Here is a 14,376-nt window from a genome sequence, read left to right as displayed (position 1 = left end):
TGTCTAAAAACCGGTCACAACTTCCTGCGGTAACCGTCTCTGTCAGTTAAGCACAGAAAAAGAGGTGGCGCTATCACAGCGCACTATTTAGAATCGCCAACCATGAAAACCAATACTCCAGCCGTACATTTTATTGCCATTTCTGCTGATGAAGCAGGACAGCGCATCGATAACTTTTTGCGCACCCAGTTAAAAGGGGTGCCGAAAAGCATGATTTATCGCATTTTGCGTAAAGGCGAAGTGCGGGTGAACAAGAAACGTATCAAACCGGAATACAAACTGGAGGCCGGGGATGAGGTGCGCATTCCCCCCGTGCGGGTGGCAGAGCGTGAAGACGATAATGTGTCACCTAAGCTGGCGAAAGTCGCCGCACTGGAACACGCCATCATTTATGAAGACGACCACATTCTCGTCATGAACAAACCGTCCGGCACTGCCGTACACGGGGGCAGTGGTCTGAGTTTCGGTGTGATTGAAGGGCTGCGTGCGCTGCGTCCAGATGCGCGCTTCCTGGAGTTAGTCCACCGCCTGGATCGCGACACCTCCGGGGTATTGCTGGTGGCAAAAAAACGCTCTGCGCTGCGTTCGCTGCACGAGCAACTGCGTGAGAAGGGCATGCAGAAGGATTACCTCGCGCTGGTACGCGGGCAGTGGCCATCCCATGTGAAAGCGGTCCGGGCACCTTTACTGAAAAATATCCTGCAAAGCGGTGAGCGCATTGTGAAGGTGAACAGTGAAGGCAAACCGTCCGAGACGCTGTTTAAAGTGGAAGAGCGTTATGCCATGGCTACGCTGGTAAAAGCCAGTCCGGTCACCGGGCGTACTCACCAGATTCGCGTACATACATTACATGCCGGGCATCCGATTGCCTTTGATGATCGCTACGGCGAAGCAGATTTTGACCAGCAGCTAAGTGGGACCGGTCTGAAACGCCTGTTCCTGCATGCCGCTGCGCTGCGTTTCACGCACCCGAATACCGGGGAAATCATGCGTGTGGAAGCGCCCCTGGACAACGAACTGAAACGTTGTCTGGAGATTCTGCGTAAACAGTATCCCGCCACGTAGGGTCAGGCAGCCCTGACCCAGGGCGAGGCATGCCTCGCCCCTACGTAAGGACAGGGACTTTGTAGGGGGCAGGTAGCCTTTACCCAAGGCGAGGCATACCTCGCCCCTACGTAAGGACACGGACTTTGTAGGAGGCAGGTAGCCCTGACCCAAGGCGAGGCATACCTCGCCCCTACGTAAGGACACGGACTTTGTAGGGGTCAGGCATGCCTGACCCAGGCCCCCATGCCGTGCTTCGGTTCTCCATCACACCAGTGGATTAACACCGGCGTTTCTCAGCATGTCGCACAGGGCAATCAGCGGTAGCCCTACCAGTGTATTGGGGTCACGCCCTGACAGGCGATCGAACAGTGTGATACCCAGTCCTTCACTTTTAAAGCTCCCTGCACAGTTAAGTGGCTGCTCTTTGCTGATATAGGCCACGATTTCCTCGTCACTCAGTGTGCGAAAATCGACGCTGAAGGGCTCACAAAGCACCTGCAGTGACGCGTTGCGGCTGTCATAGAGCGCCAGACCGGTATAAAACACCACGCTGTGGCCGCTGGCTGCACGCAACTGCTCCTGTGCCCGTGCGGCTGTGAGAGGTTTGCCAAAAATCTTGCCGGCCACCACGCAGACCTGGTCGGAACCAATGATTAAGTGGTCCGGGTAGCGTCCGGCCAGCGCCTGCGCCTTGGCGGTTGCCAGTCGTACCACCAATTCAGTGGCATCTTCATCGTCCAGCGGTGTTTCATCCACCTCTGGCGCCGCGGTAATAAACGGCAGTTCCAGTTTGGCTAATAAGGCTTTTCGATAGCTCGATGTGGAGGCTAATACCAGGTGGCGCATAATTTTTTCCAGAATATATAGCGAATCAGTGTCAGGCATTTTAAACTATGCGCCGCACTGGATGCGAATCATGGGTGAAAGATGCCGTAAAACGGCCTTTTTCTTTGACTCTATGTCGTTACAAAGTTAATATGCGCGCCCTATGCAAAAGGTAAAATTACCCCTAACTCTCGATGCGACTCGTACCGCTCAAAAACGCCTGGACTACCAGGGTGTTTACACCCCTGAGCAGGTTGAGCGGATTGCCGAGTCGGTAGTGAGTGTGGACAGTGATGTAGAATGTGTCATGTCGTTTGCGATTGACGAGCAGCGTCTGGCAGTACTGAAAGGTACGGCCGAAGTTTCAGTGACGCTGTGCTGCCAACGTTGCAACAAGACTTTTCCGCAGCATGTCCACGTATCGTACTGTTTCAGCCCGGTCGTCACTGACGAACAGGCCGAAGCACTGCCGGAAGCGTACGAGCCGATCAACGTCAACGAGTTTGGCGAAACCGATCTGCTGGCAATGGTTGAGGATGAAATCATTCTCGCCCTGCCTGTCGTTCCGGTGCATGATTCTGAACACTGTGAAGTGTCCGAGGCGGACATGGTCTTTGGTCAGTTGCCTGAAGAGGCAGAAAAACCAAACCCATTTGCCGTATTAGCCAGTTTAAAGCGTAAGTAATAGGAGTAAGGTCCATGGCCGTACAACAGAATAAACCAACCCGTTCCAAACGTGGCATGCGTCGTTCACACGATGCGCTGACCACAGCAGCTCTTTCCGTAGATAAAGTTTCTGGTGAAACTCATCTGCGTCACCACATCACTGCGGATGGTTACTACCGCGGTCGCAAGGTCATCGTTAAGTAATTCCGCGGTCCGCGGCGCTACTTTGACACGTTTGACCCTGGCGATAGATGCCATGGGCGGGGATTTCGGTCCCTGCGTGACAGTGCCTGCATCACTGCAGGCACTGGCCTTAAATCCGCATCTGCATCTCCTTCTGGTCGGCGATCCCGACACCATCACGTCATTACTTGCCAAAGCTGATTCTGCCCTCAAGGCACGTCTGCAGATCATTGCTGCCGAATCGGTTATTGCCAGTGATGCCAGACCTTCACAGGCGATCCGCGCCAGCCGTGGAAGCTCTATGCGTGTCGCGCTGGAGCAGGTGAAAGCAGGGCAGGCACAGGCCTGTATCAGTGCAGGTAATACGGGTGCGCTGATGGGGTTAGCTAAATTATTATTAAAACCGCTGGACGGCATTGATCGCCCGGCGTTGATGACCGTGTTACCGCATCAGCAATACGGGAAAACCGTGGTGCTGGACTTAGGCGCTAATGTCGATTCGGACAGTGCTATGCTGGTACAATTTGCCGTTATGGGCGCGGTGGTGGCAGAGGAAATCCTGGCCATCGACCGACCGAGAGTGGCACTGCTTAATATTGGTCAGGAAGAGACTAAAGGGTTGAGTTCGATACGTGAAGCAGCGGCAATACTGCGTGCATCGCCAGAACTTAACTATATTGGATACCTCGAGGGTAACGATCTTCTCACCGGTAAGACGGATGTGCTTGTTTGCGATGGTTTCGTGGGCAATGTCACGCTGAAAACGATGGAAGGTGTAGTAAGAATGTTCCTTTCGCTGTTGAATTCACAGGGCGAAGGTAAAAAGAAGGCCTGGTGGCTGGGATTGCTGGGACGCTGGCTCAAGAAGCGTCTGGCAAAGAAGTTCGGCCATCTCAATCCCGACCAGTACAATGGCGCCTGCCTGTTAGGATTACGTGGCACCGTGATTAAGAGTCATGGCGCGGCGAATCAACGTGCATTTACTGTGGCGATCCAACAGGCAGAGCAGGCGGTGCGGCGGCAAGTTCCCGAGCGGATTGCTGCGCGCCTTCAAGCGGTATTACCTAAGAGTGACTGAGCGTACATGTATACGAAGATTATCGGTACGGGCAGCTATTTGCCCGAGCAGGTGCGGACTAACGCCGATCTGGAAAAAATGGTAGAAACGTCGGATGAGTGGATTGTCACTCGTACCGGCATTCGTGAACGTCGTATTGCCGGCCCGGACGAAACCGTGGCAACCATGGGCTTCCATGCGGCCGAGCGCGCGCTGGAGATGGCCGGTATCGATAAAAATGATATCGGTCTGATCGTGGTAGCGACCACGTCGTCCAGCCACGCATTCCCAAGCTCAGCATGCATGATTCAGCAGATGCTTGAGATTGATGATGCCGCTTCCTTTGACCTCGCCGCCGCCTGCGCAGGCTTCACCTATGCGCTGAGTGTGGCCGATCAGTACATTAAAAATGGTGCAGTGAAACACGCACTGGTGATCGGTGCTGATGTCCTCGCTCGTATGCTTGATCCTGAGGATCGTGGCACCATTATCCTGTTTGGTGATGGCGCAGGCGCCGTGGTATTGGGCGCCAGTGAAGAGCCGGGGATTATCTCTACTCATCTGCATGCAGATGGCCGCTATGGCCAGTTGTTGACGCTGCCTAATCAGGATCGTGCGAACCAGGACACGCCAGCGTATGTCACCATGGCGGGCAATGAAGTGTTCAAGGTTGCTGTGACTGAACTGGCTCACATTGTTGATGAAACGCTGGAAGCCAATAAGCTTGATCGCTCTGCTATCGACTGGCTGGTGCCGCATCAGGCAAACCTGCGTATTATCAGTGCCACTGCCCGCAAACTGGGCATGGACATGGATAAAGTCGTTGTGACGCTCGATCGTCATGGCAACACCTCGGCGGCATCTGTGCCGACCGCACTTGATGAAGCGGTACGTGATGGCCGTATTCAACGTGGTCAGTTGATTCTGCTGGAAGCTTTTGGTGGCGGGTTCACCTGGGGTTCTGCACTGGTTCGCTTTTAATTAAGCAAAAATAGCGATTAACAGGAAATCACAATGACGCAATTTGCAATGGTCTTCCCGGGGCAGGGATCGCAAACGGTAGGTATGTTGGCCGATCTGGCTGCAACGAATCCGCTTGTGGAAAAAACCTTCCGTGAAGCTTCTGACGCACTGGGTTACGATCTCTGGCAGTTAGTGCAACAAGGCCCTGCTGAAGAATTGAACAAAACCTGGCAAACTCAGCCTGCTTTATTGGCTGCTTCTGTTGCCATTTTCCGCGTTTGGCAGGAAAAAGGCGGAAAAGCGCCGTCAATGCTTGCAGGGCACAGCCTGGGTGAGTACAGTGCGCTGGTTTGTGCAGGTGTCATGGCGTTTGCAGATGCGATTAAGCTGGTTGAACTGCGCGGCAAACTGATGCAGGAAGCCGTTCCGGAAGGAACTGGCGCGATGCAGGCGATTATTGGTCTGGACGATGCGTCTATTGCCAAAGCCTGTGAAGAGTCTGCTCAGGGGCAAATTGTCTCTCCGGTGAACTTTAACTCTCCGGGTCAGGTTGTGATTGCCGGTAATAAAGAAGCCGTAGAACGTGCGGGTGCTGCCTGTAAGGCCGCCGGCGCGAAACGTGCACTGCCGCTGCCTGTCAGCGTGCCGTCACACTGTGCACTGATGAAGCCTGCGGCAGATAAACTGGCCGCAGCACTCGAATTGCTGACCTTCAACGCGCCTGCCTTCCCGGTAGTGAATAACGTTGATGTGCAGTGCGAGACGTCAGCAGAAGCTATCCGTAGTGCGCTGGTTCGCCAGTTGTACAATCCAGTGCGCTGGACCGGATGTGTAGAATTTATGGCCGGGCAGGGCGTAACGTCGCTGCTGGAAGTGGGTCCGGGTAAAGTTCTGACCGGGCTGACTAAACGTATTGTTGACACCCTGACAGCGGCGGCGGTAAACGACCAGGCCAGCCTGACAGCGGCGCTTGAACAATAACACGGAGAGAAACATGAACTTCGAAGGTAAAATTGCGCTGGTAACCGGTGCAAGCCGTGGAATCGGCCGTGCGATTGCAGAAACCCTGGTGGCACGTGGTGCCAAAGTTGTGGGTACTGCGACCAGCCAAAGTGGCGCCGACGCTATCAGTACCTATCTGGGCGATAACGGAAAAGGCCTGCTTCTGAACGTGACCGACAGCGCATCGATTGAAAGCGTGTTGGAAAATATTCGCGCCGAATTTGGCGAAGTGGACATTTTAGTCAATAATGCAGGCATCACGCGTGATAATCTCCTGATGCGCATGAAGGACGATGAGTGGCAGGACATCCTGGACACCAATCTGACTTCAGTATTCCGTCTGTCAAAAGCGGTAATGCGTGCCATGATGAAAAAACGTGCGGGTCGAATTATTACCATTGGCTCCGTAGTTGGAACAATGGGTAATGCGGGTCAGGCAAATTACGCGGCAGCAAAAGCGGGTTTGATTGGCTTTAGCAAATCACTGGCGCGTGAAATCGCGTCCCGTGGTATTACTGTTAACGTCGTGGCACCTGGTTTCATTGAAACCGACATGACGCGTGCACTGAGCGAAGATCAGCGTGCGGGCATTCTGGCGGAAGTTCCTGCAGGTCGCCTCGGCGGCGCGCAGGAGATCGCTAATGCCGTTGCATTTTTAGCCTCTGACGAGGCAGCGTACATCACTGGTGAAACGCTGCACGTCAATGGCGGAATGTACATGGTCTGAAAATCACGAAAATTATTTGCGTTATTTGGGGTAAAGGCCGCAGAATAGCGTAAAATCGTGGTTGGACCAGCCGGGATTTAGTTGCATCTTTTTCAACATTTTATACACTACGAAAACCATCGCGAAAGCGAGTTTTGATAGGAAATTTAATAGTATGAGCACTATCGAAGAACGCGTTAAGAAAATCATTGGCGAGCAGCTGGGCGTTAAGCAGGAAGAAGTTGTTAATACTGCCTCTTTTGTAGAAGATCTGGGCGCTGATTCTCTTGATACCGTTGAGCTGGTAATGGCTCTGGAAGAAGAGTTTGATACCGAGATTCCGGACGAAGAAGCTGAGAAAATCACTACCGTTCAGGCTGCTATTGATTACATCAATGGTCACCAGGCATAAGTGAGCATCTCCAGGCGGTCGCTCGACCGCCTGAGTTTTATCTGAACGTCCCACACAGTGTCAACTTTTCCCTCTCTGGAGGACGAACGTGTCTAAGCGTCGTGTAGTTGTGACTGGTCTTGGCATGTTGTCTCCTGTCGGCAATACCGTAGAGTCCACCTGGAATGCTCTTGTTGCCGGTCAGAGTGGCATCAGCCTCATCGACCATTTTGATACTAGTGCCTACGCAACGCGTTTTGCTGGCTTAGTAAAAGATTTTAATTGTGATGAATTCATCTCGCGTAAAGATCAGCGCAAGATGGACGCCTTCATCCAATATGGAATTGTTGCTGGCATTCAAGCCATGCAGGATTCCGGCCTGGAAATCACCGAAGAGAACGCTGAACGTATTGGCGCTGCCATTGGCTCCGGCATTGGCGGTCTTGGTCTTATTGAAGAAAACCACACCTCTCTGGTGAATGGTGGCCCACGTAAAATCAGCCCGTTCTTTGTTCCTTCGACCATTGTTAACATGATTGCGGGTCACCTGACGATCATGTTTGGCATGAAAGGCCCAAGTATCTCCATCGCAACTGCCTGTACTTCTGGCGTGCACAATATCGGTCACGCTGCACGTATCATCGCTTATAACGATGCTGATGTTATGCTGGCTGGTGGTGCTGAAAAAGCCAGTACACCACTGGGTGTGGGCGGATTTGGTGCTGCACGTGCACTTTCTACCCGCAACGATAACCCGCAGGCAGCAAGCCGTCCGTGGGATAAAGATCGTGATGGCTTTGTACTGGGTGACGGTGCAGGTCTGGTGGTGTTGGAAGAGTATGAGCACGCGAAAAAACGCGGGGCGAAAATCTACGCTGAAATCGTCGGGTTTGGGATGAGCAGCGATGCCTACCACATGACCTCTCCACCGGAAAACGGTGCGGGTGCGGCGCTGGCGATGGTGAATGCACTGAAAGATGCACAACTGTCACCAGAGCAAATCGGCTATATCAACGCGCACGGTACCTCGACGCCGGCCGGAGATAAAGCAGAAACGCAGGCAGTGAAATCCGTCTTTGGTGCCAGTGCGAACAGCGTGATGGTCAGCTCGACAAAATCCATGACCGGTCACCTGTTAGGTGCAGCGGGCGCGGTGGAGTCGATCTTCACTATTCTTGCATTGCGCGACCAGGTCGTTCCGCCAACCATCAATCTGGATAATCCAGATGAAGGTTGTGATCTTGATTTTGTTCCGCACACGGCGCGTCAGACAAAAGGTCTGGAGTACACTTTATGTAACTCCTTCGGATTCGGCGGTACCAACGGTTCGCTTATTTTCCGTAAGATCTGAGTTTGTCCTGTCCGATTGAAAGGCCCGCACTGTGCGGGCCTTTTTTTATTCTGATCGTCAGTGAGCGACAATCAGATGATTCTGGCGGGATTGGCAGGTAATCTTGGCACTGACGATAACGGAGAGTGAGCATGATGTGGGTCAATGGTGACACGCGGGACAATATCGATATCCGCGATCGCGCAGTGCAGTTCGGCGATGGTTGTTTTACCACGGCGCGTGTTCAACAGGGCAGGGTAACGTTTCTTGAGGCCCATCTGACGCGTTTACAGCAAGCCTGCGAACGTCTTATGATCGTTGCCGTTGACTGGCATAACCTCGAAAAAGAGATGAGCTTTGCTGCGACAACCCGTAGCGATGCCGTACTGAAGGTTATTTTGACGCGTGGCAGCGGCGGACGCGGTTACAGCGCAACGGGCTGCAGCCAGCCGGTACGCATCATATCGCTCGCTGACTATCCTGCTCATTATCATACGCTACGCCAGACTGGCGCACGGCTGGCACTCAGCAGTGTGCGCCTGGGGAAAAATCCCCACCTGGCAGGAATAAAACATCTAAACCGCCTTGAACAGGTGCTGATCCGCACAGAGCTTGAGCAGACTGCCGCCGATGAGGCGCTGGTGCTTGACAGTGACGCTATGCTGGTGGAATGCTGTGCGGCTAATTTATTCTGGCGTACGGGAAATCAGGTGTTTACCCCTGATTTAACGGCATCGGGTGTGAATGGCATTCAACGTCAATGGGTGATGCAGCAGGTGGTTCAACTGGGCTTCACCCTGACAGAAGTCCGTGCTGAGATTGACGCACTGGCGTCGGCAGAAGAAGTGCTGATCACCAACGCACTGATGCCCGTATTGCCGGTTTACCAGGTTGAGAACTGGCATTATTCATCACGCCAGCTTTTTGGTCTGCTCAACCACCATAATGAATGACGTGGGACCTTCATGACTAAACTCCGAAAAACGATAGTAGTGCTGTTCGCATTCGTGCTACTGGTAGTCGCATACGGTTACTGGCAAACACGCCAGCTGGCTGATTCTGCGTTAACCATTGATAAAGAAACGATCTTTACCCTGCCTGCGGGGTCAGGCCGCGTGGTGCTGGAAGCTCAACTGGAGTCGAAGCACATCGTGCCTGATGGCCCGTGGTTTGGCGTTCTGCTGAAGTTGGAACCTGAACTGGCGAAATTTAAAGCCGGAACCTACCGCTTCACGCCAGGAATGACCGTGCGTGAGATGCTGGCGCTGCTGGCCAGTGGTAAAGAGGCACAATTCCCCCTGCGTTTTGTTGAAGGCACGCGTATGCAGGAATGGCTGAGTCAGCTCCGCAATGCGCCATACATTAAACATACCCTGACGGATGACAAACTCACGACGGTTGCCACGGCATTAAAGCTGGAGGGGGAACAAGCCGCCGTGGAAGGCTGGTTTTATCCCGATACTTATCTTTATACGGCGAACACCACCGACGTCGCGCTGTTGAAACGTGCGCATGATCGCATGGTGACGCTGGTTGACAGTGAATGGCAGGGTAAAATGGATAACCTGCCGTATAAAAGCAAAAATGATATGCTGACCATGGCCTCGATCATTGAGAAAGAGACTGCGGTGAGTGACGAGCGTCGTCGCGTCGCCTCGGTATTTATCAACCGTCTGCGTCTGGGCATGCGCCTGCAAACCGACCCGACGGTAATTTATGGTATGGGTGATGCCTATAAAGGCACGCTAACACGCAAGAATCTGGAAACGCCCACGGCATATAACACCTATACGATTAACGGACTGCCGCCAGGCCCGATTGCCATGCCAGGAAAAGCCTCGCTAGCTGCGGCAGCGCACCCGGATAAAACTAACTTCCTCTATTTTGTGGCCGATGGAAAAGGAGGGCATACCTTTACCACCAATCTGGCCAGCCATAATAAAGCCGTACAGGTGTATCGCCTGGCGATGAAGGAAAAAAATGAACAGTAAATTTATCGTTATTGAAGGCCTGGAAGGCGCAGGGAAAACCACAGCACGTGATGCCGTGGTCAGCGAACTTCAGCGCCACGGCATTAACGACATTGTCTTTACCCGCGAGCCCGGCGGTACGCCGCTGGCAGAGAAACTGCGCGAGTTGATCAAGCAGGGAATAAATGATGAACCCATCACCGATCAGGCGGAACTGCTGATGCTGTACGCAGCCCGCGTACAGCTGGTTGAAAATGTCATTAAACCTGCGCTGGCACGCGGTGCCTGGGTGGTAGGGGATCGTCATGATCTCTCATCGCAGGCTTATCAGGGCGGAGGACGCGGCATGGACAGCGAGTTAATGCGCAGCCTGAAGCAGGCAGTACTGGGCGATTTTTCCCCGGACCTGACGTTGTACCTCGATGTCACGCCTGAAATTGGCCTGCAACGTGCCCGTGCCCGTGGCGCGCTGGACCGCATCGAACAGGAATCCCTCAACTTCTTTATCCGCACGCGTGACCGTTATCTGGCGCTGGCAGCCGCTGACATCCGTATTAAAACCGTGGATGCCACCCAGTCACTGGAACAGGTTACCGTCTCGCTGCGCCAGACGCTTGACCAGTGGTTACAGGAACAGCAATGAACTGGTATCCGTGGCTCAATCACAGCTACCGTCAGATCCTCAGCCAGCATCAGGCACAGCGCGGCCATCATGCTTTGCTGATTCAGGCGCTGCCGGGGATGGGCGATGATGCCCTTATCTGGGGGATCAGCCGCTGGCTGATGTGCAAGCGGCCTGATGGCCTGAAAAGCTGTGGTGAATGCCACGCCTGCCAGCTGATGCTGGCCGGAACGCATCCGGACTGGTATCGGCTGGAAGCGGAAAAAGGCAAAAGTTCGCTCGGCATTGACGCAGTGCGCAGTGTCACTGAGAAGCTGTACCATCATGCGCAGCAGGGCGGGGCAAAAGTTGTCTGGCTGCCGGATGCCGGACAGTTGACTGAAGCGGCCGCGAATGCGCTGCTGAAAACGCTGGAAGAGCCGCCGAAGAACACCTGGTTTTTACTCAGTAGCCGCGAACCCTCGCGCCTGCTGCCGACGCTGCGCAGCCGCTGTCTGCTGTGGCACCTCGCTCCCCCCGCAGAAGCACAAAGTCTGCAATGGTTACAGAAACAGTCTGCGGCCGGTCTGAGTGAACGTACTGCCGCCTTGCGCCTATCAGCGGGCGCACCTGCGGCAGCGCTGGCGTTACTGGACGACAAAATCTGGCAACAACGTCAACGGGTCTGCGAGGCGCTACCTGATGCTTTGCAGGGTGATATGCTGAGCCTGCTTCCCGCGTTACATCATGATGATGCCGCCCAGCGTATTGGCTGGCTCTGTTCACTGCTGATCGATGCCGTGAAATGGCAGCAGGGAGGCGGGCAGTTTATCAGCAACGTCGATCGCCAGGCGGACGTGATGCGTATCGCCAGCCTGTTACCGACCAGCGCTATTGATGCCAGTCTGCGCCAGTGGATTATCTGTCGCGACCGCCTGCTGAATGTGGTCGCCGTCAACCGCGAACTGCTACTGACCAATCAGCTGCTAGGCTGGGAAGCCATGCTCAACCCGGCATCGGCCGGTTCACCGCTTTAGAGAGTACATTATGTTTTTAGTTGATTCCCACTGCCACCTCGATGGCCTGAATTATGAAACGCTGCACCAGGATGTGTCGGATGTGCTGGCAAAGGCTGCTGCCCGCGATGTGAAATTTATGCTGGCAGTAGCGACCACGCTGCCGGGCTATAAAGCGATGGTTGACCTGATTGGGGAACGTCCAAACGTTGCATATTCATGCGGCGTGCATCCCCTGAATCAGGAAGAGGCGTATGACTTCGCTGAATTGCGCGAGCTGGCCGCACACCCGCGCGTTATCGCGATGGGTGAAACCGGGCTGGATTATTTTTATCAAAAAGAGACGATGGTGCGTCAGCAGGCCTCTTTCCGCGAACATATTCGCATCGGGCGCGATCTGAACAAACCCGTGATCGTCCATACTCGCGATGCCCGCGAAGATACGCTGGCGATCCTGCAGGAAGAGAAAGCAGAAGAGTGTGGCGGTGTGTTGCACTGTTTTACGGAAGATCGTGAAACCGCCACCCGACTGCTGGATATGGGGTTCTATATTTCTTTCTCAGGAATTGCCACATTCAAGAACGCTGAACAGATCCGCGAAGCCGCCCGTCATGTGCCACTGGACCGTATGCTGGTGGAAACCGACTCGCCGTATCTTGCCCCGGTGCCGTACCGTGGCAAAGAAAACCAGCCTGCTTATACCCGCGATGTAGCGGAATACATGGCGGTGGTCAAAGGGGTCAGTATTGAGCAGATGGCGCAGGCGACCACAGAAAACTTCTCGCGCTTATTTCATGTGCCAATGTCGCGTCTGACAGACTGACATTGAGGCGGGCATTTCTTTTATAGCTCGTAATTAATAAGCAAAAGTCGTAAAGTGCAGCGCCCTTAAATCGGGTGCTGCATTTTTTTTGCGCAAAAAACTGGCGTTTCCCGTCAACTTTTACTAAAGAAGTGGCACGCATTCAACGAAACGTGATAGCCATCAAACAAATTTGAGCGGATTTATTTTACCCTTCGTAATAAATACCGAGAGCGCTTAAGACGCTCCTTATTTTGCACTACCCGCAAAGGATCCTCCCCCTTTGCAGCGCGCACAGCGCGAAGAAAAGCACTCATACTCAGGAGCTTTACACTATGTTCAAAAATGCATTTGCGAACCTGCAAAAGGTCGGTAAATCGCTGATGTTGCCCGTATCGGTGCTGCCGATTGCGGGGATCCTGCTGGGCGTTGGTTCTGCCAACTTCGACTGGCTGCCAGCGGTAGTTTCTCATGTGATGGCCGAAGCCGGTGGTTCGGTGTTTGCCAATATGCCGCTGATCTTCGCGATTGGTGTGGCACTGGGCTTCACCAATAACGATGGCGTTTCAGCGCTGGCCGCCGTTGTTGCTTACGGCATCATGGTGAAAACGATGGCCGTCGTGGCACCGCTGGTCCTTCACCTGCCTGCCGAAGAGATTGCGGCTAAGCACCTGGCTGACACGGGTGTACTGGGCGGGATTATTGCCGGTTCCATCGCGGCCTATATGTTTAACCGCTTCTATCGCATCAAGCTGCCTGAGTATCTGGGCTTCTTCGCGGGTAAACGCTTCGTTCCGATCATCTCCGGTTTTACCGCGATTTTCCTCGGTGTGTTGCTGTCCTTTATCTGGCCACCCGTCGGTACTGCGATTCAGGAATTCTCACAGTGGGCGGCGTATCAGAACCCGGTCGTCGCCTTTGGTATTTACGGCGTGGTTGAGCGTTCGCTGGTGCCATTCGGTCTGCACCACATCTGGAACGTTCCCTTCCAGATGCAGATTGGTGAATTCACCAATGCGGCAGGCCAGGTATTCCACGGTGATATTCCACGTTATATGGCGGGTGATCCAACGGCAGGTATGCTGTCAGGTGGTTTCCTGTTCAAAATGTACGGTCTGCCAGCCGCTGCGATTGCTATCTGGCATTCAGCGAAACCTGAGAACCGTGCCAAAGTGGGCGGTATCATGATCTCCGCCGCGCTGACCTCGTTCCTGACCGGTATCACCGAACCGATCGAGTTCTCGTTCATGTTCGTTGCGCCGATTCTGTATGCAATCCACGCAATCCTGGCGGGTCTGGCCTTCCCAATCGCTATCCTGTTGGGTATGCGTGACGGCACCAGCTTCTCGCATGGTCTGATCGACTTCATCGTTCTGAGCGGTAACAGCAGCAAAATCTGGCTGTTCCCGATTGTGGGTATCGTCTACGGCCTGGTCTACTACACCATTTTCCGTGTACTGATCGCCAAGCTGGATTTGAAAACACCTGGCCGTGAAGAAACGACCAGCGAGCAGACTGTCGGCAACGCCAGTGAAATGGCGGGTAACCTGGTGGCTGCCTTCGGCGGTAAAGATAACATCACCAATCTGGATGCCTGCATCACCCGTCTGCGCGTTAGCGTGGCGGATGTGAGCAAAGTCGACCAGGCGGGTCTGAAGAAACTGGGTGCGGCCGGTGTGGTCGTGGCAGGTTCTGGTGTTCAGGCGATTTTCGGTACTAAATCCGATAACCTGAAAACCGATATGGATGACTTTATCCGTAATTCGAAATGATCACGGTATAGTGACCAGAAGGGGCGCGAAAGCGCCCCTTTTTTT

The 14,376-nt window shown here is 53.8% G+C and carries 16 protein-coding genes; 15 read left to right on the top strand and 1 reads right to left on the bottom strand.

The features are described 5' to 3' along the window. The first annotated feature begins 102 nt into the window (after positions 1 to 102). The gene (gene rluC / locus FY046_RS05840; RefSeq protein ID WP_133842818.1) at positions 103 to 1,065 is read left to right on the top strand and encodes a 23S rRNA pseudouridine(955/2504/2580) synthase RluC; all 963 of its coding nucleotides are present in this window, start codon (positions 103 to 105) and stop codon (positions 1,063 to 1,065) included. A gap of 246 nt (positions 1,066 to 1,311) precedes the next feature. Here the strand turns inward: rluC and FY046_RS05835 are convergent, their stop codons facing one another. Continuing rightward, entirely contained in the window at positions 1,312 to 1,893 is a 582-nt protein-coding gene (locus FY046_RS05835; protein WP_133842820.1) for a Maf family protein, read from the bottom strand. Between the two features lie 142 nt (positions 1,894 to 2,035). Here FY046_RS05835 and yceD point away from each other — a divergent pair, with 142 nt between their 5' ends. From yceD to ptsG, 14 genes are all read left to right on the top strand, one after another. Beyond that, a complete protein-coding gene (gene yceD, locus FY046_RS05830; RefSeq protein ID WP_133842822.1) occupies positions 2,036 to 2,557 on the top strand; it encodes a 23S rRNA accumulation protein YceD in 522 nt (173 codons plus the stop codon). A gap of 14 nt (positions 2,558 to 2,571) precedes the next feature. Next, on the top strand, positions 2,572 to 2,742 hold the full coding sequence (gene rpmF, locus FY046_RS05825; protein WP_003849870.1) for a 50S ribosomal protein L32: 171 nt from the start codon (positions 2,572 to 2,574) through the stop codon (positions 2,740 to 2,742). A 22-nt stretch (positions 2,743 to 2,764) separates the two neighbouring features. Further along, positions 2,765 to 3,799: a phosphate acyltransferase PlsX gene (plsX, locus tag FY046_RS05820; protein WP_159337076.1), complete on the top strand. Its 1,035-nt coding sequence runs from the start codon at positions 2,765 to 2,767 to the stop codon at positions 3,797 to 3,799. Positions 3,800 to 3,805: 6 nt separating this feature from the next. Beyond that, positions 3,806 to 4,759 carry a beta-ketoacyl-ACP synthase III gene (locus FY046_RS05815; RefSeq protein ID WP_133842826.1) on the top strand — a complete coding sequence of 318 codons (954 nt, stop codon included), beginning with the start codon at positions 3,806 to 3,808 and terminating at the stop codon, positions 4,757 to 4,759. Positions 4,760 to 4,792: 33 nt separating this feature from the next. After that, positions 4,793 to 5,722 (top strand): ACP S-malonyltransferase, encoded by a 930-nt coding sequence (gene fabD / locus FY046_RS05810; RefSeq protein ID WP_133842828.1) that lies wholly within the window; start codon positions 4,793 to 4,795, stop codon positions 5,720 to 5,722. 13 nt (positions 5,723 to 5,735) lie between these two features. Then, on the top strand, positions 5,736 to 6,470 hold the full coding sequence (fabG, locus tag FY046_RS05805; protein ID WP_062743729.1) for a 3-oxoacyl-ACP reductase FabG: 735 nt from the start codon (positions 5,736 to 5,738) through the stop codon (positions 6,468 to 6,470). 154 nt (positions 6,471 to 6,624) lie between these two features. After that, a complete protein-coding gene (acpP, locus tag FY046_RS05800; protein ID WP_004157115.1) occupies positions 6,625 to 6,861 on the top strand; it encodes an acyl carrier protein in 237 nt (78 codons plus the stop codon). Between the two features lie 88 nt (positions 6,862 to 6,949). After that, positions 6,950 to 8,191: a beta-ketoacyl-ACP synthase II gene (gene fabF / locus FY046_RS05795; protein WP_133842830.1), complete on the top strand. Its 1,242-nt coding sequence runs from the start codon at positions 6,950 to 6,952 to the stop codon at positions 8,189 to 8,191. A 131-nt stretch (positions 8,192 to 8,322) separates the two neighbouring features. After that, the gene (gene pabC / locus FY046_RS05790) at positions 8,323 to 9,123 is read left to right on the top strand and encodes an aminodeoxychorismate lyase (RefSeq protein ID WP_446185861.1); all 801 of its coding nucleotides are present in this window, start codon (positions 8,323 to 8,325) and stop codon (positions 9,121 to 9,123) included. A 12-nt stretch (positions 9,124 to 9,135) separates the two neighbouring features. Continuing rightward, a complete protein-coding gene (gene yceG / locus FY046_RS05785; RefSeq protein WP_133842834.1) occupies positions 9,136 to 10,161 on the top strand; it encodes a cell division protein YceG in 1,026 nt (341 codons plus the stop codon). After that, a complete protein-coding gene (gene tmk / locus FY046_RS05780; RefSeq protein ID WP_446185860.1) occupies positions 10,151 to 10,783 on the top strand; it encodes a dTMP kinase in 633 nt (210 codons plus the stop codon). Before yceG ends, tmk begins: the two co-directional genes overlap by 11 nt. Continuing rightward, positions 10,780 to 11,778, top strand: coding sequence for a DNA polymerase III subunit delta' (gene holB / locus FY046_RS05775; protein ID WP_159337074.1), 999 nt, complete (start codon positions 10,780 to 10,782; stop codon positions 11,776 to 11,778). Before tmk ends, holB begins: the two co-directional genes overlap by 4 nt. A 10-nt stretch (positions 11,779 to 11,788) precedes the next feature. Then, entirely contained in the window at positions 11,789 to 12,580 is a 792-nt protein-coding gene (locus FY046_RS05770) for a metal-dependent hydrolase (RefSeq protein ID WP_133842840.1), read from the top strand. A 314-nt stretch (positions 12,581 to 12,894) separates the two neighbouring features. Beyond that, positions 12,895 to 14,331: a PTS glucose transporter subunit IIBC gene (ptsG, locus tag FY046_RS05765; RefSeq protein ID WP_133842842.1), complete on the top strand. Its 1,437-nt coding sequence runs from the start codon at positions 12,895 to 12,897 to the stop codon at positions 14,329 to 14,331. Positions 14,332 to 14,376 lie beyond the last annotated feature (45 nt).

The sequence above is a fragment of the Erwinia sp. 1181_3 genome (assembly GCF_052824965.1).
The sequence above is the reverse complement of the archived record's forward strand: the minus strand, read 5'-3'. Positions and strand labels throughout refer to the sequence as shown.

Excerpts from the sequence above, each read along its gene's own strand:
- fabG (WP_062743729.1), top strand. The coding sequence starts at position 5,736 with ATGAACTTCGAAGGTAAAATTGCGCTGGTAACCGGTGCAAGCCGTGGA.
- ptsG (WP_133842842.1), top strand. The coding sequence starts at position 12,895 with ATGTTCAAAAATGCATTTGCGAACCTGCAAAAGGTCGGTAAATCGCTG.
- tmk (WP_446185860.1), top strand. The coding sequence starts at position 10,151 with ATGAACAGTAAATTTATCGTTATTGAAGGCCTGGAAGGCGCAGGGAAA.
- fabD (WP_133842828.1), top strand. The coding sequence starts at position 4,793 with ATGACGCAATTTGCAATGGTCTTCCCGGGGCAGGGATCGCAAACGGTA.
- yceD (WP_133842822.1), top strand. The coding sequence starts at position 2,036 with ATGCAAAAGGTAAAATTACCCCTAACTCTCGATGCGACTCGTACCGCT.
- pabC (WP_446185861.1), top strand. The coding sequence starts at position 8,323 with ATGATGTGGGTCAATGGTGACACGCGGGACAATATCGATATCCGCGAT.
- yceG (WP_133842834.1), top strand. The coding sequence starts at position 9,136 with ATGACTAAACTCCGAAAAACGATAGTAGTGCTGTTCGCATTCGTGCTA.
- rpmF (WP_003849870.1), top strand. The coding sequence starts at position 2,572 with ATGGCCGTACAACAGAATAAACCAACCCGTTCCAAACGTGGCATGCGT.
- rluC (WP_133842818.1), top strand. The coding sequence starts at position 103 with ATGAAAACCAATACTCCAGCCGTACATTTTATTGCCATTTCTGCTGAT.
- holB (WP_159337074.1), top strand. The coding sequence starts at position 10,780 with ATGAACTGGTATCCGTGGCTCAATCACAGCTACCGTCAGATCCTCAGC.
- acpP (WP_004157115.1), top strand. The coding sequence starts at position 6,625 with ATGAGCACTATCGAAGAACGCGTTAAGAAAATCATTGGCGAGCAGCTG.
- FY046_RS05815 (WP_133842826.1), top strand. The coding sequence starts at position 3,806 with ATGTATACGAAGATTATCGGTACGGGCAGCTATTTGCCCGAGCAGGTG.
- FY046_RS05835 (WP_133842820.1), bottom strand. The coding sequence starts at position 1,893 with ATGCGCCACCTGGTATTAGCCTCCACATCGAGCTATCGAAAAGCCTTA.
- FY046_RS05770 (WP_133842840.1), top strand. The coding sequence starts at position 11,789 with ATGTTTTTAGTTGATTCCCACTGCCACCTCGATGGCCTGAATTATGAA.